This window comes from Gilliamella sp. CG35, from assembly GCF_046635745.1.
In the GTDB taxonomy this organism is placed as follows: domain Bacteria; phylum Pseudomonadota; class Gammaproteobacteria; order Enterobacterales; family Orbaceae; genus Gilliamella; species Gilliamella apicola_I.
In genome coordinates, this window is the sequence record NZ_JBIDFH010000008.1 from 52571 (window position 1) to 74366 (window position 21796).

Below are 21796 nucleotides of genomic sequence, written 5' to 3' on the forward strand. Positions count from 1 at the left end.
ATTGTTAAAAATTTGGTTATTGTTGTATTTCAGACGGGTGTTTATTTTTAGGTATGAATAGATCCCAAGGTCCTCGTCCGGATAAAGTGAAAGATGAAATAAATGTAAAACTAAATGCAATCAAACCAAGCACCAGATAGGCTCCTGTAAATCCAATTTCGACATACATTAGACCTGCAAGTGTGGACATAAACATCGTTGAAAGTTGTTTAGCAAAACAAAATGCAATCAAATAAACGGTTGCCGATAATCGTAGAGGGAAGTGTTTTGTAATATATTTAAATGCCCCGACAAGTAATAGTGGCGCTTCAAACATGTGTAAGGTTTTTAGAATAATAACTTCAACTGCATTGCTGGCAAATGCTGAGCCAGTTATACGAATTGACATAATAGCACCGGCAACTAATAACGTATTTTTGCTACCAATTTTTTTCACAATCCATGGAGCAAAAAACATGACGGTTGCATTTAAAATTTCACCGAGAGTTGTGACATAACCAAAGGCTTCTTGACCGACTTGTTCACTGGAAAAAAACGACGTAAAAAAGTTTGCAAACTGCTGATCAAAAACATCATAAGTACAGGCGACGCCAATTATATAAAGCATAAAACACCAAAGTTTCGGCATTTTTAATAAATCGACTGCGAGTTTAAAATTAAAGGATTCAGGCTTATTTAATCCCATTTGTTCAACGATATCGGTGGTGGAAGTTTTAGCGGGATCGGCTAATTTCACTAAAATAAGTAGAAATAATGCAAAACCAGAACAGAGCCAAAAAACCGCATTAATGTTCTTCGAAATCATAATTCCAACAAATGATGCACAAATTGCCCAACCAAAACAGCCAAACATACGGCAACGCCCAAATTCAAATCCACTGCGTCTGCTTATTTTTTCAACCAAGGCTTCAATAGCAGGCGCACCACCACTAAAAACCATGCCAAGATAAAACCCTCCAGCTATCGCACCGACAGTAACATTAAATTGTAGAAGTGGCCCTAACACATAAATAAAAAATGGCCCAAACAAGACTAACAGTAGAGTAATAAGCCAAAGGAGATGTTTTTTCAGTCCTAATTTATCTGAAATTAAACCGAATAAAGGTTGGAAGAGTAGTGCAAAAAATGAAATAAACGAAAAAACATAGCCAGTTTTTGCTTCATCAAGCCCGTTCATTTTCAGCCAAACGGGAAAGAATGGGCAATAGGCCCCCATGATGAAAAAGTAGAGAAAGAAATAAAAACTGAAAATCCAATAATTCTTATTATGCCTTGCTGACTTAGTATTTTGATTCATAATTTACTTCCTTTAATCGAATTTGAATGAACATGCATTCATTAGGAAATCGTTTACATATTTTTTTATGGATGAACTTGCTTCTCTTTTATGGTGGATAGTATCACCATAAAATGATGAAAAAAGTGATCTAGATAACACTTTATGAAATCGATTACATTATTTTTGTTGTTTATGAGTAAGATGTTTTGTTGATGACGATGTTTTAATTCAACTCAAAGAATTCAAGAAGATAACTCTATTCTATTTAATATTATCAATTTATTGATGAGGCGATTCTGCTTACAATGAAATGAAATATAGCGTTAATATGCAGTTTATATGTTGAGCGAAAATAAGATAACTTTTATGGTATCGGTTACATTAATAAACAATAAGCCGTTTTTATCTATTCTATCCACTCCTTGAAGATAAGGTAGGGAATAGTGATTAGGTGAGATAATATAACAGAGGTATTTAACAATAACAGGGAGCTAAATGTTAAAATCATCTCACGCCATGTAGGATAAATGCTGACGTGAGAAGTGAATTGATTAAATCATCCTTTAAACATGTTTAAACGCTGCTCAAAATCATGCCAGTCATAAAATCCATCTTGATTTTGCATGGCATTTTTAAGCTGCAACGTAAAATGTTGTGGTGGGTTATTCATACTGATTTGAGCACCAGTAAATAGTTGTTCAAAGCTTTGATAAACATATTCGGCTTTAAAATAGTATGTTCCAGACTCTAAATGACGAAAACGTTGTAAAATTACCTTACCACCGATTGGTGTTGTTTCATATTGATTCGGTAACTGATAATGTTCAAAGTCTAATGCGCCGAATAATGAAGCAATGGTACTATCATGTCCCACAAGTAAATGAATTTTTCGATCATCATGATGCATAAGATTGTTTATCATATTAATCAATTCGGTAGCAGAATGTTTGGCAAGCGTTTTAGTTCGACAGACTAAGTTTAGATATTGATTACGTATCTGAATAAGTTGTTGCCATTGTGCTTGGCTGTTGATTGTTCCCCACGCAATCTGTTCTTTGGGAAAGCCCGAATAATATTGTAATAAAAATGCATCTACTGCACTAACACCAATCGCTAATGCACCTAACAGAGCAGGTTCTTCATGCTTTTTCAAATAAACTTCAACAGGAATATCGGCTAAATCACATTGATATTGTGCATAAAATTTGGAATGTTTATAGTCTAAAATATCGGCTAAAATTTCATAAGCAGGCGCTAAATTTTTATAAATTGATTCTGCTGTAACAGTTTCATCAATGTCCTTAATAACAGCTTGTTTAAATTCGTCAGAATCGTTACGTAAACTAGGATCAAACATGGAATCCATTTTTTCAATGGGGTATTTATGATTGATGGGGATGTCATATCCGGCAAAAGCACCAGCTGTCAAAAATTGAGCTGTAGCAACGGTTCTTTGTAAACTATTTGCATACACAAACACATCAGAAGAAGTTGCTTGGTATTGAATATGTTGATTTTCAAGCCATGTCGCTAAGTATCGTCCAAAATAAACTTCTAGCGCACCGCCTCGGGTAGTTAGATAGCCATAAGGATGATCCCATTTAGGCCATTTAAACGGCGTGGCTTGTTCTAAAAATTCAAGTGTATTTTGTAATGGTGTACGGATTCCATGTCGGCTTAATATGACGACTTTATCCAATTGATAGTGATTGTTCATTATTGTTTCACCCAGCCTTGTTGATGTAAATAGTTGAGAATAAATTCTCGTTGTCCTTTGTAGATCGTTTCAGCTATTTTGTTACTCCATCCGCCTTCTTTTTGATTAGAACTACGAGTTTGATAATAATCCTCTATTTGCTCATCATACTGTGCCAATAATGTCTGATTGATTGGTTGATATTGATTTTCGAAAAAGATTAATTCACTCGGTAATCTTGGTTTCATTTCGGGTTCTTGATCTGGATACCCAATACAGAGACCAAAAAGGGGGATAACATATTTTGGCAAGGCTAGTAATTGTGTCACTTCAGATATATTATTACGTAAACCACCAATATAGACTGTACCTAATCCTAACGATTGCGCTGCAATAACCGTATTTTGCGCCATCAAGGCGGTATCAATACAACCGACTAAAAGTTGTTCGGCTCGTTCAAGAGGAATCGTTGCATCAATTTGAAAATGTCGATTAAAATCGGCACAAAACACCCAAAATTCGGGAGCTTGATAAATATAATTTTGATCACCTGAATAGTGAGCTAATTTTTTTCGCTTATCACTGTCTGTGATACGAATAATGGTTGAACATTGAAGAAAGTTAGAACTCGGAGCCGATTGTGCTGCTTGAATCATCGATGCTATTTGCTTTTGCGTCAATGGGGTGGGTTTATAAGCACGAATTGAACGACGATGATAAATGAAATCAAGAGTTTGATTTTCCATAACGGCTCCTTAATAACGTTATTGTTTTTGAAACTGTAAATCCCAAACACCATGACCAAGATTTTGACCTCTTTTTTCAAACTTGGTAATAGGCCGGTCTGCTGGTCTTGGAATATAATCTCCTGTTGATGATAAATTTTTATAACCTGTCGCTTGATTCAACACCTCAAGCATATGTTCGGCATAATGTTGCCAATCTGTTGCTAGATGTAAAATACCATTAACTTTTAATTTACGTCTGATAAGTTCGACAAAAGCAGGCTGAATAATTCGACGCTTGTTGTGCCTTGCTTTATGCCAAGGGTCAGGGAAGAATATTTGCACCTTATCTAATGAATTATCTGCAATCATGTTTTCTAAAACTTCGACTGCATCATGGCACATTACATTTAAGTTTGATAATTGATTTTCTTCGATCGCCATTAAACAAGCTCCGACACCCGGTTTATGTACTTCAATACCTAAAAAAGATTTCTCGGGTGCATTTTTTGCCATTTCGATGAGTGATGCGCCCATACCAAATCCAATCTCTAAAACGACGTGTTGATTAGGTTCAAAGTGAATGGGCGATCCCGCATTATATTCGACACCAAAGACGGGCCATAAATTTTGTAATGCTTGTTCTTGACCTTTGGTCAAACGACCTTGTCGTAGCACAAAACTGCGTATTGTTCGTTTCGGTTTTTGTTCTTCAATATCTGTATGTAATTGTTCTGCCATTAGATTATCTACTTGTGTTGTAAAATTGATTTAAACTAATTGAAAGCTACCCTAAAATAGCGATGATTACTTAGTTTACTCGATTTTAAGTTGACGTCAAAAAACATATTGATTACCCATGGACTCTTACACTATTTTGCTAGGCAGGTTAAATTATTTTGATAATTTTTTATAATGTGGTTGAGCATGATCACCAAATGATTATATAATTGTCACTCCGATTTAACCGATTACGGATACGTAATCATGATTACATGCTTGAGGATTTCTCGTGCCTGATATGAAGCTTTTTGCTGGCAATGCTACACCTGAGCTAGCAAAGCGTATAGCTAATCGTCTTTATACTTCTCTTGGTGATATTGTTGTTGGTCGTTTTAGCGATGGAGAAGTGAACGTTCAAATTAATGAAAATGTCCGTGGTGAGGATGTTTTTATCATTCAATCAACTTGTGCACCAACCAATGATAATTTAATGGAATTGCTTGTTATGATTGATGCAATGCGTCGAGCATCTGCAGGTCGTATTACCGCTGTTATTCCTTATTTTGGTTATGCTAGACAAGATCGTCGAGTGCGTTCTGCACGGGTTCCGATCACAGCTAAAGTGGTTGCTGACTTTTTATCAACTGTCGGTGTTGATAGAGTATTAACGGTTGATCTTCATGCTGAACAGATCCAAGGCTTTTTTGATGTGCCAGTGGATAATGTATTTGGTAGCCCTGTGATTTTAGAAGATATGCTTCAACGTGATTTTGAACGCCCAATTGTTGTCTCTCCGGATATTGGTGGGGTGGTGCGAGCTCGTGCTATTGCAAAACTGTTAAATGACACCGATATGGCGATCATCGATAAACGTCGTCAACGAGCGAATGAAGCTGAAGTGATGAATATTATTGGTGATGTTGCTGATAGAGATTGTATTTTAGTCGATGATATGATTGATACAGCAGGAACGCTTTGCAAAGCCGCTGACGCATTAAAAGCACGTGGTGCTAAAAGAGTATTTGCCTACGCAACGCATCCGATTTTCTCGGGTAAAGCCGTCAGTAATATTAAAAACTCAGCCATTGATGAAATAGTCGTTTGTGATACTATTCCATTAACAGCGGAAGTTAAAGCATTGAAAAATGTACGTCAATTAACATTATCAGGAATGCTAGCAGAAGCAATTCGTCGCATAAGCAACGAAGAATCGATTTCTGCAATGTTCCATCAATAATTGATTTTTAATGATAAAGATGCCCCGTTTTTTGGGGCTTTTTAATTTAACATCTTCAAGTAACAACAGCTAACAATTAAAACATCATGACAACCATAAAACTTATTGTAGGACTGGCCAATCCTGGAAATGAATATGCCCAAACTCGACATAATGCAGGGGCATGGTATGTTGATTTGCTTGCACAACGTTATCAACAGCCGTTAAAAAATGATCCTAAATTTTTTGGTTATAGTTCACGTATCAATATCGCAGGACATGACATACGTTTATTAGTGCCTACCACGTTTATGAATTTAAGTGGTAAAGCTGTTCAAGCGATGGCTTCATTTTATCAGATAAAACCCGAAGAAATTTTAGTTGCTCATGATGAACTTGATTTAAATCCGGGTATTGCGAAATTTAAATTTGGCGGAAGTCATGGTGGTCACAATGGTTTGAAAGATATTGCTAGCAAATTAGGCAATAATCCAAATTTTTATCGATTAAGAATCGGTATCGGGCATCCGGGTGATAAAAATAAAGTGGTCGGTTTTGTGTTAAATAAACCTTCTAAGCCCGAGCAAGAACTAATAGATAAAGCGATTGATGAATCTGCACGTTGCACGGATATTTTATTATCACAAAGCTTTGAAGCCGCAATGAATCGATTACACTCGTTTAAAGCGTAATGCCGTTGATTGAGTCGAACGAATTACAATATGCTATATAAAAAATCCACCCGAAGACCAGGTGGATAACAAATCACGTAACAATCTTTGATTAAGAAAATAGATGGGTAATATTACCGCCTTTTTCGGCAATTCGTTTAAATACTTCTTTAATTAACCAAGTATTCATTGCAGCGGTATCATCTGTACTACCCGTGTAATTAAGTTCTTTTGCCAATCTTTTACGAGCATCTAGACTATTGTCTATTCCTAATAATTTTAAAAGATCAACAATCGATGTTTTCCAATTAAGTTTTTCAGGAAATTTGCTCGCTAAATTATTAAGAATTGACATAACATCCACGTCCGAAATGGGCGTTTGGTTGTCTGAATGTGGTTGAGTTTGATTTTGGTCTTGATTCTGATTATTTGACGCGGCATCTTTATCATGACCGGTAATGCTGTTGACTTGATTTTTAACGGCATCAGCGACATTACCGACAGCCGCTTGAGCACTTGGAAAGATTTTAGAAAAAATATTATTTAAGATACCCAAATTACACCCCCCTATGTTTAAACTGCTTTTGAAAAAAGTGCTTAACTATTCAGATGTACAAAATATCGTCTTTAGTATAACGTTTAACAAACAATAGTGTCAAAGAAGTTCTGGATTTATAGCATTTTTTGTTGTTAATTCAGAGAGTAAATAACTTAAAGCCACGAATAAAGTTTTTCAATAAAAAACTATCTTGGCGTTTTAAATTATGATAACCATGGATAAACTTAGATTGTTAACCATTCACTATTTGTAAAAATGACGCTATTAATTCTAGATTGTTCAGTTTGTTATCTGATATTGATTCCAAGTGTTGAACATGAAAAGATGATTGAGATGTTTTTATTTGTGTCCTATAAATTCCAGTTTATTTGAAGCTAAAGTGAATCACGTAAATGAGTAAATCGAAACGATAAAAGAGATGCCTGACAAATTCTAGTTTTAAAAAGTATTGCGATGACAACGTCGAACAAAAAAATTCGCAACATTCACGCAATAATTCGATATGCTAAAGGCAATACCTTATACGCAAAATGATAATATGTCAGAGCCAGTTTTATCAGAATAAAAAATTGTGTATGATAAAAGAAATAATGTCATTGTGGCTTTGTAACTGAAGCATGCTTTTTGCAAACAATATTGTGGATGTTTCAAAAAATTTAGCTTCATTTTTTACTGTACGCAATCTTTTTTGTTTCCCAAAAATTATGATGAAAACTACTGGGCTTGATTATTATCAAACGAGTAATAATGCGGGTCAATGGATCGAACACAATTATAAAGCCTACGCTAATTTGGGCGATCCGAATTCTGATAAGATTTAATTGAAAAGAGAGGTCAACTATGAAATTAATTGTCGATAATATGAGTTGTCAGCACTGTGTTAATACGATTACTAAAGCGATTAACGATATTGATCCAAAAGCGAAAGTAACCATTGATTTGGCTAAACATGAAGTTGATATCGAAGGCGGGACCATTTCACAAGAAGCCGCTATAGCGGCTATCAATGAAGCTGGGTATGAATTTGTAGGTATTTCATATTAATTAACCTATATTCAAGCAAACAAATTTGGACGTTAGTTTTTTTATTTATCTGTTTTCATTAACACGTTTAAAACGTCCAAAACCTACTTTACATCCTCTTTTAATCACTCATATTTTGAAAAATTTGAAGAGAGTGTTCGCAAATATGCGTCAATTGTGTTTTTGAATCACCACCAACGATAAAAGTGATGTGTTGGTCCAATCCCTTTACCAATATTTAAATCATCAGCATGGCGTATGGCGCCGTGAAGATATTCTTTCGCCTGTTTAACCGCGTGTTCTAAGCTGTTTTTAGGTAATAAAGCCGCAATAGCGGCTGATAAGGTACAACCTGTACCGTGCGTATTTTTTGTTTGAATTCTTTGCGATGTCATTCGGATTGTTTGGTCTGAGGTGATTAAATAATCGGGACTTTCTTGACTGGCTAAGTGCCCGCCCTTCATTAGTACCGCTTTACAACCTAGTTTAAGTAAATCTTGCCCTTGTTTTAGCATCTCATCTTCATTTTTCGCTTCATCACAATCTAAAAGCGCTGCGGCTTCGGGTAAGTTAGGTGTAATAATTGTTGCCAGTGGCAATAGTTGTTCTCGAATGGCGGTGATGGCATCAGGTTTTAAAAGAGCATGCCCCCCTTTAGCGATCATAACAGTATCAAGTACAATCGATGGTATAGGATGATTTTTTAATAACTGATAGACAGTTGTGACAATTTCTTTATTCATTAGCATACCAATTTTGACACTATCAATGTGGATATCTTGATATAAGGTGTTAAATTCTGCTTCGATAAATTCGGTGGGAATTGCCAATACCGCATCAACACCTTGGGTACTTTGTGCGGTTAACGCGGTAATGACAGACATGCCATACGCACCAAGTGCCGAAAACGTTTTGAGATCGGCTTGGATGCCAGCTCCCCCACTGGGATCTGAACCAGCAATAGTTAGGGCTGTAATTGTCATGATGTTGCTTCCTATCTAGCTTGATGTATTTTATTGATTAGTAAAGTGGTTGCTTGTTCAATATTGGATTGACCACAAATAGCCGATACGACTGCAACGCCTTCAATTCCTGTTTGCATCACTTCTGTTACTTTTGATATGTCGATACCGCCAATGGCAACAGCAGGGCAATGTTTGGTTTTGACTAATTGAGTTAACTGCTCAATACCAAGTGCCGAGGATGCATCTTTCTTGGTCGAGGTCGGATAGACAGGACCAATTCCAATATAATCGACGTTTTGCCAAGGCACGGTTTCAAGTTGTTGCTGATTCGAAACAGATAGCCCTAACCATTTATTATTACCGATCAATCGGCGAGCTACATCAACGGGCAAATCATTTTGACCAACATGCACACCATCTGCATCGACAGCTAAAGCAATATCAACATGATCATTAATCAATAGCGGTACCGATGTCTGACTGAGTGCTTCTTTCAAGGCTAAAGCAGCTTTATACCAATCTTTGCCTGTCAATTCTTGTTCTGATCGTAATTGTACGGCGGTTACACCGTTGGCAACGGCAATTTTGGTTGTGTCGACCATGCCACTGATTCCTCCACATAGTGTCGGATCGAGCACTAAATAGAGAGTAAGATCCAACTTTTTCTGCATGCTACGTCCCTATTAGTATGATGAATAAAATAGTGATAATTGATCTAATAACGATACGGCAAAACTGCCTAATCCAAGCTGTTTATTTGCCTTTTCTCCAGCTTTTTTCATCATAAAGCAAGCGGCTGCTGTGGCTAAAAGTGGATCGGTTGAATTTACAATAAACGCTGCAACCATAGCAGATAAGGAACAGCCTGTTCCGGTAATTTTGGTTAAAGCAATATCACCGCCTGCTATAGCGTAAGTCGTATGACCATCAGTAATATAATCAATGTCACCAGTCATGGCGATGATAGTCTGGTAGTCTTGTGCCAATTGTTTTGCATATTGTAAAGCGGATTTTGTCGAGTCTTGACTGTCCGGGCCTTTTGATGATGCAAATTGACCGCTTAGCGCTAAGATTTCCGAAGCATTGCCACGAATAACGGTGGGTTTAAATGATAATAATTGATACGCAATTTCGGTACGATAAACAAGTGCCGAACCAACGGCAACAGGATCAAGTACCCATGGAGTTTGGCTTTGTTGAGCTTGGCTTGCTGCAAGTAGCATACTTTTGGCGGTATTGTGATTAATTGTACCGATGTTGATCAGTAAACTATTAGCAATTTTAACAAATTCAGCCACTTCTTGTTCAGCAATAATCATTGCTGGTGAAGCTCCAATAGCAAGTAGGACATTAGCAGTAAAATTTTGTACAACATCATTTGTTATACAATGAACTAATGGGCGTTGCGTTTTGACAAGATTAATAAAAGGTGTAACTTGTGTGATTTGAAGCGATGTGGTTACTGACATGTTCATTCCTTATTTGATTTATCGGGAAGAATTTGCCTATTGTAAAGTTGAATGGCTAGACTTCCCTACGCTGGTGTTATCCAGATCAGGTTCAACGGGTAAACTCTCAGTTTTTTAATGAATAAAAAACACCCCGAGTCAAAATTATGCTTATATTATGAACTGCCTATTGGCTTTTAACAAGTTTGTATAATAGAAAATTTCGATTTAAATGTTATTGTAACAATTTTTCGATATCGGTAATAGCTCTTCTATCCGGCAAGAAAATAATTAGGTGATCATTCTCTTCAATCGTTAAATCCGTGTTGATAATAATAACATCTTCATCACGTACAACTGCGCCGATTGTTGCCCCAGACGGTAGCTTTAATCCATTGATGTTTTTTCCGACCAGTTTTGAATTTTCTTTATCACCATGCGCAACGATTTCCACAATTTCAGATTCGCCTTGTCGTAGTGATACAACTTTGACGATGCCTGTTTGTCTGACATGACTTAAAAGTTCAGAAATAGTGGCGTGTTGGGGTGAAATAGCAATATCAATCACACTGTCATTAATGAGTTCAAGATAAGCTTGTTTTTGAATTAAGACGATGACTTTTTTAGCGCCCATTCTTTTTGCTAGCATCGATGACATAATATTGGATTCATCATCGCCGGTTACCGCAATAAAAAGATCTGTCAGTTCAATCTGTTCTTGGGATAGCAATTCTTGGTCTGATGATTCGCCATGTAATACCGTGGTATTAAGTAACTGTTCAGCAATGAGTTCTGCTCGTTCAGCATTGCGTTCAATTAGTTTGACTTGATAATCATTTTCTAAGCGCTTAGCCAGTGCAAGTGCAATGCCGCCACCGCCACTAATGATAATTCGTTTATAAGGTTTTTCTAAACGTTGTAGCTCACTGGTCACGGCTTTGATATTGGTTGGCGGAGTAATAAAATACACCATATCGCCAGCTTCAATTAAGGTAGAACCTAGAGGACGAATAAAGCGATTTTTACGGTAGATAGCAACGACTCTGGCTTCAACATGCGGAAGATGTTCTTTAAGCTCTGATAGCTCACTGCCAACTAGCGCACCACCATAATACGCCATAACGGCGACTAAACACACACGGGTATCGTTGAATGAGGCAAATTGTAATGCGCCTGGATATTGAACAAGATGACTGATATGGTTAGTAATAAGGTTTTCTGGTGCAATGATATGGTCGATATTGATACACTCTTTATTAAAAAAAGGATATCTTTCATCATTGTATTCCGGTGCACGGATACGTGCCACTTTTTGCGGAATATTAAACATGACATGCCCAATTTGACACGCCATCATGTTGATTTCATCAGAGTTGGTAACGGCAACAAGCATATCAGCCGATTCCGCGCCAGCACTCTCTAATACTTGTGGATAAGATGATTTTCCACAAATAACTTGTAAATCAAAGCGTTCTTGCAAAGATTGCAATTTATCATGATCTTCATCGACAACAGTGACATCGTTTTGTTTTTCAGTAACAAGATATTCTGCAAGCGCACTGCCTGTCTGTCCTGCCCCAAGAATGATAATCTTCATAACTAACCTATTTTAATTAAATGGCTTTCATCGGATTGATTGTCATTAGGATAATCAATGCCTATATCAAAGCTAATTAATACTGTTTAGTGTTAATAATAATCATGTTTTTTTGATTTCAGACTATACAAAACCGATAGCGTCATAGACCTTTTTCAATGTGATATCCGCTTTAGCTCGAGCTTTTTCAGCGCCTTCTTTCATGATTGAATAGAGGTAATCTTCATCATCACGATATTGGTGATATTGTGCTTGTAAGTGACTTATCATATCAATCACTTGTGTCGCCACTTCCGTTTTAAGATGTCCATACATTTTACCCTCAAACTCTTTTTCAAGTTCGGTGACTGGTTTTCCTGTTACGCCAGTTAATATATCTAATAAATTTGATACACCAGCTTTATTTTTTAAATCATAACGTACAACAGGCGGTTCATCAGAATCGGTCATCGCTCGTTTGATTTTTTTCTCGATGTCTTTAGGATTTTCAAGTAAGCCAATCACATTGTTTCGATTTTCATCGGATTTAGACATTTTTTTCGTTGGGTCTTGTAAAGACATTACTCTTGCACCAACTTTAGGGATAAAGGGTTCAGGAACAGTAAAAATGTCACCATACAGGGCATTAAAGCGCATTGCAATATCACGTGATAGTTCGAGATGTTGTTTTTGATCGTCACCCACCGGTACTAAATTAGCTTGATATAATAAAATGTCAGCTGCCATTAATACAGGATAATCAAAAAGCCCTGCGTTAATATTTTCAGCGTGTCGTGATGATTTATCCTTGAATTGGGTCATGCGACTGAGTTCACCAAAATAAGTGTAACAGTTTAATGCCCACCCTAATTCAGCATGAGCAGGTACATGAGATTGTACAAATATAGTGCTTTTTTGAGGATCAATGCCACATGCTAAATAAAGCGCCATGGTATCGAGCGTTGCTTTGCGTAGCTTCTGTGGATCTTGGCGTACTGTGATGGCATGTTGATTTACAATACAATAAACGCAATCGTATTCTTGTTGTAAAGCGACCCAATTTTTTAAGGCTCCCAAATAGTTGCCAAGTGTTAATTCCCCTGATGGCTGAGCGCCACTAAATACAATCGGTTTACTCATATTTTATTCCTAATCTATTCATTCTTATTTTTTTGCCTCAGCTTTAGGCAGTGGTAACAAGGTTAATATATCTTTGAAATCGTCAAACAAAAAATCGGGGTCACTGGTCGCTATGGATACACCATAGTTGTAACCGTAACTTAACGCAACAGTAGGGCAGTTAGCATTCTTTGCTGCGGTGATATCATTTTTCGAGTCACCAACAAATAGTAATTGATCGCAAAAGAGCCCAAACGTTGCCATAACCTGATAAAGTGGGGCAGGATGAGGTTTTAGCTTGATAACATCACCGCCACCTAGCACCAGTTTGAAATATTCTTTAATGCCTAATGATTCTAATAAAGCAGGTAAAAATTGTGCAGGTTTATTGGTAACAAGTGCTAATGGATAATGATTATCATAAAGCACTTTTAAGGTCTCTTTAACATGTGGAAAGAGTTTTGTTTCTGCATCGATAACTTTATCATAATGCTGATTAAAGCAATTTTTAGCTTGACTAAACAATTCTGCTGTTGGGGTAATATCGATTGCTTTAAAGGTACGTTCTAACATAACATCGATGCCATTACCTACCCAATTTTTAACTTGATCTTTGCTAACAGTAGGTAATTGTAAGTCGGCAAGCATTTGCTGAATTGCTAATGCAAGTCCGGGTACACTATCAACGAGTGTGCCATCCAGATCAAATGCTATTGCTTGAATGTCATCCAGTTTAGGCATATTTTACTCCTGCTAATGCTTTTCGCATGGCATCAATAACTGATTTATAATCAGGCTGACCAAATATGGCAGACCCTGCAACAAACATATCAGCGCCTGCTTGGGCTATTTCTGCAATATTGTCGACTTTGACGCCCCCATCTATTTCAAGTCGTATATTTTGACCTGATTCAATAATACGTTGTTTAACTTGTCGTAATTTTTTTAATGTTGACGGGATAAAAGATTGCCCACCAAAACCAGGATTAACTCCCATTAATAACACAATATCAATTTTATCCATTACATAATCTAAATGATCTAACGGAGTAGCCGGATTAAAAACTAAACCAGCGGTACAACCATGATCTTTGATAAGTTGCAACGTTCGGTCAAGATGAATCGTTGCTTCGGGATGAATAGAGATATTGCTAGCTCCAGCTTTTGCAAAAGAGACAATAAGTTCTTCGACAGGGGATGCCATTAAATGGACATCGATTGGGACTTTTATTCCGTAGTCACGTAGTGCTTGGCAAAACATTGACCCCATTGTCAAATTAGGCACAAAGTGATTGTCCATGACATCAAAATGAATTACATCAGCCCCTGCTTCAATCACTTTTTGGGTTTCTTCACCTAAACAAGCAAAATTTGCTGAAAGTATTGACGGTGCAATAATAAACTCTTTCATAACATACCTCTAATCATACAAGCCAATACTCAAATGTTTTTAGGATTATTTGTATAGCGCTAATATTTCATCAATTTTTTTTCGACCTTCACCATCACAGCTTATTGAGCGTCGCATTTCAGCTCGATAAAGGTGGCGAGCTTTACTATATAACGTTCTTGTATAATCAGTATCATGATTGGATACAAGCACTGGAATATTGTTTTTATAAGCCATTTTTTCGGCTAATTTAGAGAGTTTTTTATGTTCTTCATAGCCAAAATTATTTGAATAATATGCCGTAAATCCAGCCGAATCATTTGGCGATAAATAGGGCGGATCACAGTATATCACAGAATTTTTCTTTGCTTTTTTCATGACCTCTTGGTATGGGGCACAGATAAATTCCGCATTTTGTGCTTTTTTTGCAAAAAAGTTTAGCTCTTTCTCAGGAAAATAGATTGTTTTATAGCGACCAAATGGCACATTAAAAAGTCCACTGTTGTTATAACGACATAGACCGTTATAGCAATGACGATTTAAGTAAATAAATAATAACGATCGTAAATACTGATCTTTACTATAATTAAATACGTCTCGTAGTTGATAAAATGCCTCAGGCTTATTGTTCTGAGGTTGGAAAAATATTTTTAGATCATTAATAAACTCATTTGGTTTTGATTTCAATAAATTGAATAATTCAATTAAATCATGGTTAATATCAGCTAAAAGGTAGCTTTTATAATTGGTATTTAAGAAGACCGAACCTGCACCAACAAAAGGTTCAATCAGTTGATCTCCTTCTGGTAGATACTGCCTAATGGTGTCCACAAGCTCATATTTTCCTCCAGCCCATTTTAAAAAGGCTCGTTGTTTTTTCAAAGGATACTCCTATTTTGTCTTTGGTAGGATAAATGAACCATATCCTTTATTTTTCAGCTTTTTCTTTATTCACAGATGCACCAGATTTGACCCATGGATTATCCTTTTGTAAAGCACTAGGTAAAGATTTTATAGCCTTTTTGGCTTCATCTGATGATTTATATATACCTTTAATCAAAATAAACCATTTACTGTTATTACGTTTAGTTTCGTAAATTTGGTAATGAGTAATATTATTTTTTTCAACAAATTTTTTTAAGTTTTCAATAGATGATGAAGCACTAAGTTGAATAGTGTATTCATCATCTTTAATATAAATAGTATTGTTATTATTCCTGTTTCCGTTATGACTTGAAATAGTATTATGACTATTCGCTCCATTTTTCTCAGAAAGGGACGATGTTGTTGGTTTTTTTATAGTCGAATCATTTGATTGATTACGAGCTTTCCTTGATTCATCCACAATATTACTATTACTGGTTAGTGGCTCTTGACTGTCTAATGATTGATTCGATCTTGAAGCAGTTGTAGAGTTGGGCAATAAACTTGAATCGGTAGTTTGTGTGTTACTTGATGCGTTTAACTCATCAGTTAAAGATTGAGCGTTGTTGCTGTTTTCAATATGTGTTGATGAATAACCATTGACGTCAGGCGACGTCAATGATGTAGGTTCATTTTCTGTTGAAGAACTTAATATCACAAAACTTAGCGTTAAGAAAAAGATTACCATAGCAGAACCAAGAATAATTAATTTTTTCTTGGAAAAATAATTAAGAAAACTTGGTAATTTGAATGAAGTTGTAGAGTCTTTATTCGCTTTTTCTGATATATAACGGTCATCTTTATCTACACGCATATTTACTCCTTAACTTGACATCTACACTATTACTATTTCAGTATCAGTCATTATCTTGATAATAAGTAGCTTAAATTTGCTCTATTTTATCGATGATATAACCAGCTACACCTTTAGCACTTTGTTCATCTGTCTTAATAGTGATATCAGCAATTTCTTGATAAAGTGGTTCACGTTCATCAGCAAGCTCTTCATAGAGTTCTCGAGGGGTATTTCCTCCTTGTAATAATGGACGCCGTTTGTCTTTTTGAGTTCTTGCCATCTGTTTTTCAATGGTTGTTTCAAGATAGACCACTATCCCACGAGCAGATAAACGATTACGTGTCTCTTTTGATAGAACCGATCCACCGCCTGTCGCGAGTACTACACCTTGTTTTTCAGTCAATTCATTAATGACTTTTTCTTCTCTGGCGCGGAATCCGTCTTCACCCTCTAAGTCAAAAATCCAAGCAATATCGGCACCCGTTCGTTTTTCGATCTCTTGATCAGAGTCAAAAAACTCCATGCCTAACTGTTGTGCAATTTGTCGACCTATTGTGCTTTTTCCTGCCCCCATTGGGCCAATTAGAAAAATATTTCGCTTTTCTGCCATTGTAGTTTCATCATCTATTAATTTTGGTTAAAATTTACAACACAATATTAACTGACCGTGATCTTTCGTTTCACAAGCAGTTAATTGTGTAACTTTTCTTGTATCTCCGTCTAACGACAAAAATTTAGGTTGGTAATTATCTCAATAGAAAGCCCCTTTTTGCAATAGGTATTTATTAATAGTTTTAGCTAATTCCTGCTTGATGCAAATCGTGAATATTTAATGCACCGACTAATTCACCTTCGTTATTCACAACTGGTGCAGCAGTAATATTGTGATAATTAAATGATTTTAAAGCTTCTGTTGCTTTCCAACTTGCGGGTATTCTATAACCAGGACTTGTCATCACAGCTTCAATACTGTCTTGTAATGTGCCATTTTTTAATAATAATCGACGCAAATCCCCGTCAGTAAATACGCCAATAATTTTATTATTATCCTGACATATTGCAACTAATCCCACACCTGTACGGCTGAGTTCAAGCATAGCTTCAAGTACTGTTGCAGTATGGGGAACTTTTGGAATTAAATCTCCCGTTCTCATGACATCTTTTACTTGATTAAGTAATTTCGCACCCAAACTGCCTGCCGGATGTGAACGAGCAAAATCTTCTTCATTAAAACCTCGGGCTCGCATGACGGCTATGACCAGCGCATCACCCATTAATAATGTATTTGTCGAACTCGAAGTAGGTGCTAGCCCCATAGGACAAGCTTCTTTTTCGATCGATATATCAATTACGGCTTGAGCCGCTTTAGCTAAGGGTGAGTCTAAACCGCCAGTTATGGCAATCACCGGTACTTTCATCGAAGCAAGTATAGGGAGTATAAAATTAAACTCTTTTGCTCGTCCCGAATAAGAAATTAGTATTGCTACATCATTTTCGCTTACCATTCCTAAATCGCCATGTAGCGCTTCGGAGGGATGCATAAAAAAAGAAGGGCTACCAGTACTAGCTAAAGAAGCAGAAATTTTTTTTCCGATATGTCCCGATTTTCCAATACCCGATACGACAATTTTTCCTTTTGCAGTTAAAATAAGCTGGCAAGCTGTAATAAAGTCTTCACCTAGCCGATTAGGTAACTTTTGAGCTTCATGAATTTCCAATTCAAGAAGTTCACGACCATATTTTAATAATTTATCCATTTCAATTAACCTATGGAGTTTTTAGAAGGTATTTGTGCTATTTATGATCTTCAATAAGTAAAATTGAAAATAATAATATATATTAGATAGCTAACAGTGTAGCAAGTAACAGAGAAATATTCAAAAAGAAAGCGAGTTAATTTTTACGTCAATCATGTTTCTTATAAATTTATGATCGATTAAGTATTAGAATTTGGAAAATAACGAGGCATTAACCACCTAAAGCTACTTTTATTCCCAGTGCGATTATAATGAAACCCAGAATTTTATCAATGATGAACTGAATTTTACCGTAACATCGTTGTACCGATCGGGTTTGAAAAATAAAGACAACAAATGGCCACCAAAAAATCGCTTCTACCCAAATTATCAGTGCCACTAATAATTTGTCAATGAGCGTTGAATTAGCACTAAGTACCTGAGTAAATATAGCGAGAAAAAACAAAGTAGCTTTAGGATTAAGTAAATTACATAAAAAGCCTTGAATAAACGCTGTGCCAGATGAGATCATCCTACCATGTGATTCACAATTTAGATAACGAGTACCACTATTTTTGGCAAGTAGTGCTTTTATGCCTATCCAGATTAGGTATACAGCACCAACATAACGTAATGCATTATAAAGTAAGGGTGTTGCGGTAATCAGCACTGCGATTCCCGCAACACAATAACTCATATGAATTAATATGGCGATAATGACACCCAAACACGTGAGTAGTGCTATTTTTCGGTTATAACTTAAGCTATTTTTTAACACTAGAAAAAAATCAGGTCCGGGCGAAATCATTCCCAAAAAACTGACGGTAGTGACTATGATCATGGTATCAAGTGTCATGTTTGACCTATTTAACGTATTCAGCTGAGTGATTTAACGTTGCGATTTTAGATTTATTTTGTTCAATAAACTGTTTTTTATCCATGTCGGTTTGGGTTAAATAATCAGTTAAAAATTTAGCATTACTTTTAATTTGAGCACCATTTAAAATCAATCTTGGTAAATCAATTTGATAGATTGTTTGATCGGGTGATTTATGTAAATTTTCAGGTTTAGCATTGGTTAATAAATAAAGTTGACGCTCTTTTTCAGATAGGCGATGAATAGTAGGGGTACCCGAACCCATCATTAAGTGATCCGGAAAAATATAAAAGACCGTATCTTCGAGCAATCCATTATGCTCTAAATATTGGATAAATTGTCCAACGTTATAATCCAGTGAGGCAGCAACAAATGACATATTGTCATCTTTAGGTGTAATAACCGATGCCATTCGTTCATCGTAAAATCCATTAGGGGCATGGGTTGAAACAGTTGAAATAAATAAAGCAAAAGGTTGATTTGCCTCATTCATATCATTAATTTGTTTTTTGGCGATATCAAAAATATCTTTGTCATATAATCCAAAAGGTGCATTGGGATACTGACCTATATAGTTTTTTTCAGAAATCACTTTCAAACCAAGTAATTCAGCGGTATGTCCAATACCTGCAAAATTAGGGCCAGCCATAACATAGCGTGTTTGATAGCCTGCCTGTTTCAATACATCCCCTAAACTGATTAATTGGGTTTGATTGCTTTTCATCAATGGCGAAGTTGAGTACCCACCAATTAAAAAAGGCACGCCTGTCATGTAAGTATACATTGATGCAGTTGTCCAGCTACTACCAACACTCATTGGCATATTCGGGAAGAAAGTATATGTTTGACGTAATTGTCTTAAATGCGGTGTGATATCCGCAAAATCTAAAAAACCTTGCTCAAACGATTCTAACGAAATGACGATAATATTTTTTCCTTTATGACTAATTAACTGATTTTTATTAGTGTAATCTGTCATATTGAGCGTTTGTAGTGCTTGTTCGAATGATTCACGAGGTGCGTTTGTCACTTGATAAATTTCGTATAAACGGCTTAACGGTCCATTGTGATAACTGATGCTAATAATGGCAATCATAGCCAATACCAAACGAAGTAATGGATGACATTTTCGCTTAAATAAACTCGCTAACTTAAACAGTAAAAATACAAAACCCAAAAAAACAACAATCACCAAGAGTGCTTGTAATTTAAAAATGAATAACCCTTGTATAATGTCATTGATATTTAAATTGACGTAAAACTGGTAGTCTATAAAGCCGCCACTAAAATAGATTGAGGTTAACTCCATGACTACAAAAACTGTCAACAGGCTGATCACCAGCAGTTGCCACTTTTTGCGTTTAAAAAAAGAGGCAACCACGACGGTAATAATTAAAAGAGGTAAAACAATTAATGTCGAAAGTGGCATAGAAAAAAATACTCAATGATTAACTTTTGCATAAGTATATACTTAATATTATGAAAAATAAAAAGCAGCGAGTATTTTTATCTCAATAGCTAGATAGAATGCTGTTAACTGACAATTTTGAGTGTAATTAATCTGTTATTTATCAACAAATAAATTAAAAAATCACATTTTTTTGTTAAGGTTAAATTATAACCGTTTGGTGAATTAATCGGATATTTAGCCTATCAAGATTTTTATAATCTTATTTCTATAAATATTATTTATAACTCATAAAAAAGATTGAAATAAAATGTTGGATAGGTAAGGATAATTCATCGTGATTTTTAAGCGTAAAGTTAACCAACAGCCTAAAAGCCAATGTAATTGAAAATAAGGAGTCAAAATGTTTAGTAAAGAAATGACTATTGCCGATTATGACAAGGAGTTGTGGGATGCCATTAAGGGTGAAGAACAACGTCAAGAAGATCATCTTGAATTAATTGCATCCGAAAATTATGCCAGCCCAAGAGTAATGCAAGCACAAGGTTCCCAGTTAACCAATAAATATGCAGAAGGGTATCCAGGTAAACGTTACTACGGTGGTTGTGAATATGTCGATATTGTTGAAAAATTGGCTATTGAACGAGCAAAAACGTTATTTGGTGCTGATTATGCTAATGTACAACCCCATTCAGGTTCGCAAGCTAACTTTGCTGTTTATACCGCGTTATTAAATCTTGGCGATACAGTACTGGGTATGAATTTATCTGAAGGTGGTCATTTAACCCATGGTGCACCGGTTAGTTTTTCAGGCAAGCTTTATCATGTGGTTGCCTATGGTGTTGATGAGGCAGGTCGTATTGATTATGAACAGTTAGCGACCATTGCTAATGAGTCAAAACCTAAAATGATTATTGGCGGTTTTTCTGCTTATTCTGGTATTGTTGACTGGAAGCGTATGCGTGAAATTGCTGATAGTGTGGGTGCTTATTTATTTGTGGATATGGCGCATGTTGCAGGTTTAGTGGCAGCAGGTGTTTATCCAAATCCTGTTCCTTATGCGCATGTGGTTACCACAACAACCCATAAAACCCTTGGTGGACCAAGAGGCGGATTAATTTTGGCAAAAGGTGGTAGTGAAGATCTTTATAAAAAATTAAATTCATCGGTATTTCCTGGTGCGCAAGGTGGGCCTTTAATGCATGTCATTGCAGCAAAAGCGGTGGCATTGAAAGAAGCAATGGAACCAGCTTATCAACAATACCAACAACAAGTCGTTAAAAATGCACAAGCAATGGTTGATGTGATTTTAAAACGGGGCTATAAAGTCGTTTCTGGTGAAACACACAATCATCTATTTTTGATTGATTTAGTCGATAAAAAAATTACAGGTAAAGAAGCTGACGCAGCATTAGGAAGTGCAAATATCACCGTGAATAAAAATAGTGTGCCAAAAGATCCGCAAAGTCCTTTTGTCACATCTGGTATTCGTATTGGTTCACCTGCGATTACAAGGCGAGGATTTAAAGAGCCCGAGTCTCGTGAATTGGCTAATTGGATTTGCGATGTATTAGATAATATTGATGATGAACAAACGATCCAAGCCGTAAAAGAAAAAGTATTAGCGATATGTCGGCAATTCCCTGTTTATCAACATTAAGATAC

At 36.1% G+C, this 21796-nt stretch carries 22 protein-coding genes and 1 riboswitch; of the genes, 4 read left to right on the plus strand and 18 right to left on the minus strand.

The window, feature by feature from the left end; all coding sequences use genetic code 11:
- Positions 1 to 16 precede the first annotated feature (16 nt).
- The 4 genes from ACGH4F_RS05225 to trmB form a co-directional block, all read right to left on the minus strand.
- Complete coding sequence (locus ACGH4F_RS05225; RefSeq protein ID WP_267349776.1) at positions 17 to 1297, minus strand: MFS transporter; 1281 nt, start codon at positions 1295 to 1297, stop codon at positions 17 to 19.
- A 538-nt stretch (positions 1298 to 1835) separates the two neighbouring features.
- The gene (locus ACGH4F_RS05230) at positions 1836 to 2996 is read right to left on the minus strand and encodes a histidine-type phosphatase (RefSeq protein WP_411590294.1); all 1161 of its coding nucleotides are present in this window, start codon (positions 2994 to 2996) and stop codon (positions 1836 to 1838) included.
- A complete protein-coding gene (nfsA, locus tag ACGH4F_RS05235; protein WP_220215615.1) occupies positions 2996 to 3721 on the minus strand; it encodes an oxygen-insensitive NADPH nitroreductase in 726 nt (241 codons plus the stop codon). Before nfsA ends, ACGH4F_RS05230 begins: the two co-directional genes overlap by 1 nt.
- 18 nt (positions 3722 to 3739) lie before the next feature.
- Positions 3740 to 4441, minus strand: coding sequence for a tRNA (guanosine(46)-N7)-methyltransferase TrmB (gene trmB / locus ACGH4F_RS05240; RefSeq protein ID WP_267359393.1), 702 nt, complete (start codon positions 4439 to 4441; stop codon positions 3740 to 3742).
- A gap of 271 nt (positions 4442 to 4712) precedes the next feature.
- Here trmB and ACGH4F_RS05245 point away from each other — a divergent pair, with 271 nt between their 5' ends.
- A complete protein-coding gene (locus tag ACGH4F_RS05245; RefSeq protein ID WP_065558808.1) occupies positions 4713 to 5660 on the plus strand; it encodes a ribose-phosphate pyrophosphokinase in 948 nt (315 codons plus the stop codon).
- 86 nt (positions 5661 to 5746) lie between these two features.
- The gene (gene pth / locus ACGH4F_RS05250; protein WP_324100926.1) at positions 5747 to 6331 is read left to right on the plus strand and encodes an aminoacyl-tRNA hydrolase; all 585 of its coding nucleotides are present in this window, start codon (positions 5747 to 5749) and stop codon (positions 6329 to 6331) included.
- Between the two features lie 91 nt (positions 6332 to 6422).
- Here pth and ACGH4F_RS05255 read toward each other — a convergent pair whose 3' ends face one another.
- Positions 6423 to 6866 carry a DUF3597 domain-containing protein gene (locus ACGH4F_RS05255; protein ID WP_411590297.1) on the minus strand — a complete coding sequence of 148 codons (444 nt, stop codon included), beginning with the start codon at positions 6864 to 6866 and terminating at the stop codon, positions 6423 to 6425.
- An 843-nt stretch (positions 6867 to 7709) separates the two neighbouring features.
- On the opposite strand from ACGH4F_RS05255, the gene ACGH4F_RS05260 reads away from it, so the two are divergent.
- Positions 7710 to 7913 carry a heavy-metal-associated domain-containing protein gene (locus ACGH4F_RS05260; protein WP_267349770.1) on the plus strand — a complete coding sequence of 68 codons (204 nt, stop codon included), beginning with the start codon at positions 7710 to 7712 and terminating at the stop codon, positions 7911 to 7913.
- 167 nt (positions 7914 to 8080) lie between these two features.
- On the opposite strand, the gene thiD is transcribed toward ACGH4F_RS05260, so the two are convergent.
- The 13 genes from thiD to ACGH4F_RS05325 all read right to left on the minus strand — a co-directional run bounded on the left by thiD (position 8081) and on the right by ACGH4F_RS05325 (position 20152).
- Positions 8081 to 8878 carry a bifunctional hydroxymethylpyrimidine kinase/phosphomethylpyrimidine kinase gene (gene thiD, locus ACGH4F_RS05265; RefSeq protein ID WP_411590336.1) on the minus strand — a complete coding sequence of 266 codons (798 nt, stop codon included), beginning with the start codon at positions 8876 to 8878 and terminating at the stop codon, positions 8081 to 8083.
- 8 nt (positions 8879 to 8886) lie between these two features.
- Entirely contained in the window at positions 8887 to 9528 is a 642-nt protein-coding gene (gene thiE / locus ACGH4F_RS05270; protein ID WP_411590298.1) for a thiamine phosphate synthase, read from the minus strand.
- Between the two features lie 12 nt (positions 9529 to 9540).
- Positions 9541 to 10326: a hydroxyethylthiazole kinase gene (gene thiM, locus ACGH4F_RS05275; protein WP_267349767.1), complete on the minus strand. Its 786-nt coding sequence runs from the start codon at positions 10324 to 10326 to the stop codon at positions 9541 to 9543.
- A gap of 45 nt (positions 10327 to 10371) precedes the next feature.
- Positions 10372 to 10472, minus strand: a riboswitch (TPP riboswitch).
- Between the two features lie 68 nt (positions 10473 to 10540).
- Positions 10541 to 11902, minus strand: coding sequence for a Trk system potassium transporter TrkA (gene trkA / locus ACGH4F_RS05280; protein ID WP_220215588.1), 1362 nt, complete (start codon positions 11900 to 11902; stop codon positions 10541 to 10543).
- 123 nt (positions 11903 to 12025) lie between these two features.
- Positions 12026 to 13021: a tryptophan--tRNA ligase gene (trpS, locus tag ACGH4F_RS05285; RefSeq protein WP_267349765.1), complete on the minus strand. Its 996-nt coding sequence runs from the start codon at positions 13019 to 13021 to the stop codon at positions 12026 to 12028.
- Positions 13022 to 13045: 24 nt separating this feature from the next.
- Positions 13046 to 13741 (minus strand): phosphoglycolate phosphatase, encoded by a 696-nt coding sequence (locus ACGH4F_RS05290; protein WP_267349763.1) that lies wholly within the window; start codon positions 13739 to 13741, stop codon positions 13046 to 13048.
- Positions 13734 to 14411 carry a ribulose-phosphate 3-epimerase gene (gene rpe, locus ACGH4F_RS05295; RefSeq protein WP_411590302.1) on the minus strand — a complete coding sequence of 226 codons (678 nt, stop codon included), beginning with the start codon at positions 14409 to 14411 and terminating at the stop codon, positions 13734 to 13736. Before rpe ends, ACGH4F_RS05290 begins: the two co-directional genes overlap by 8 nt.
- Positions 14412 to 14456: 45 nt before the next feature.
- Positions 14457 to 15272, minus strand: a complete 816-nt coding sequence (locus tag ACGH4F_RS05300; protein ID WP_267349761.1) for a Dam family site-specific DNA-(adenine-N6)-methyltransferase — start codon at positions 15270 to 15272, stop codon at positions 14457 to 14459.
- A 46-nt stretch (positions 15273 to 15318) separates the two neighbouring features.
- Positions 15319 to 16128 (minus strand): SPOR domain-containing protein, encoded by an 810-nt coding sequence (locus ACGH4F_RS05305; protein WP_411590304.1) that lies wholly within the window; start codon positions 16126 to 16128, stop codon positions 15319 to 15321.
- Between the two features lie 70 nt (positions 16129 to 16198).
- On the minus strand, positions 16199 to 16720 hold the full coding sequence (aroK, locus tag ACGH4F_RS05310) for a shikimate kinase AroK (RefSeq protein WP_065558794.1): 522 nt from the start codon (positions 16718 to 16720) through the stop codon (positions 16199 to 16201).
- 184 nt (positions 16721 to 16904) lie between these two features.
- The gene (gene gutQ / locus ACGH4F_RS05315) at positions 16905 to 17867 is read right to left on the minus strand and encodes an arabinose-5-phosphate isomerase GutQ (RefSeq protein WP_267349756.1); all 963 of its coding nucleotides are present in this window, start codon (positions 17865 to 17867) and stop codon (positions 16905 to 16907) included.
- Positions 17868 to 18078: 211 nt separating this feature from the next.
- A complete protein-coding gene (locus tag ACGH4F_RS05320) occupies positions 18079 to 18702 on the minus strand; it encodes a LysE family translocator (RefSeq protein ID WP_411590305.1) in 624 nt (207 codons plus the stop codon).
- Positions 18703 to 18709: 7 nt separating this feature from the next.
- Entirely contained in the window at positions 18710 to 20152 is a 1443-nt protein-coding gene (locus ACGH4F_RS05325) for an LTA synthase family protein (protein ID WP_411590306.1), read from the minus strand.
- A 382-nt stretch (positions 20153 to 20534) separates the two neighbouring features.
- Between ACGH4F_RS05325 and glyA the strand changes: the two genes are divergently transcribed.
- Positions 20535 to 21791, plus strand: coding sequence for a serine hydroxymethyltransferase (glyA, locus tag ACGH4F_RS05330; protein WP_411590307.1), 1257 nt, complete (start codon positions 20535 to 20537; stop codon positions 21789 to 21791).
- Positions 21792 to 21796: the final 5 nt, after the last annotated feature.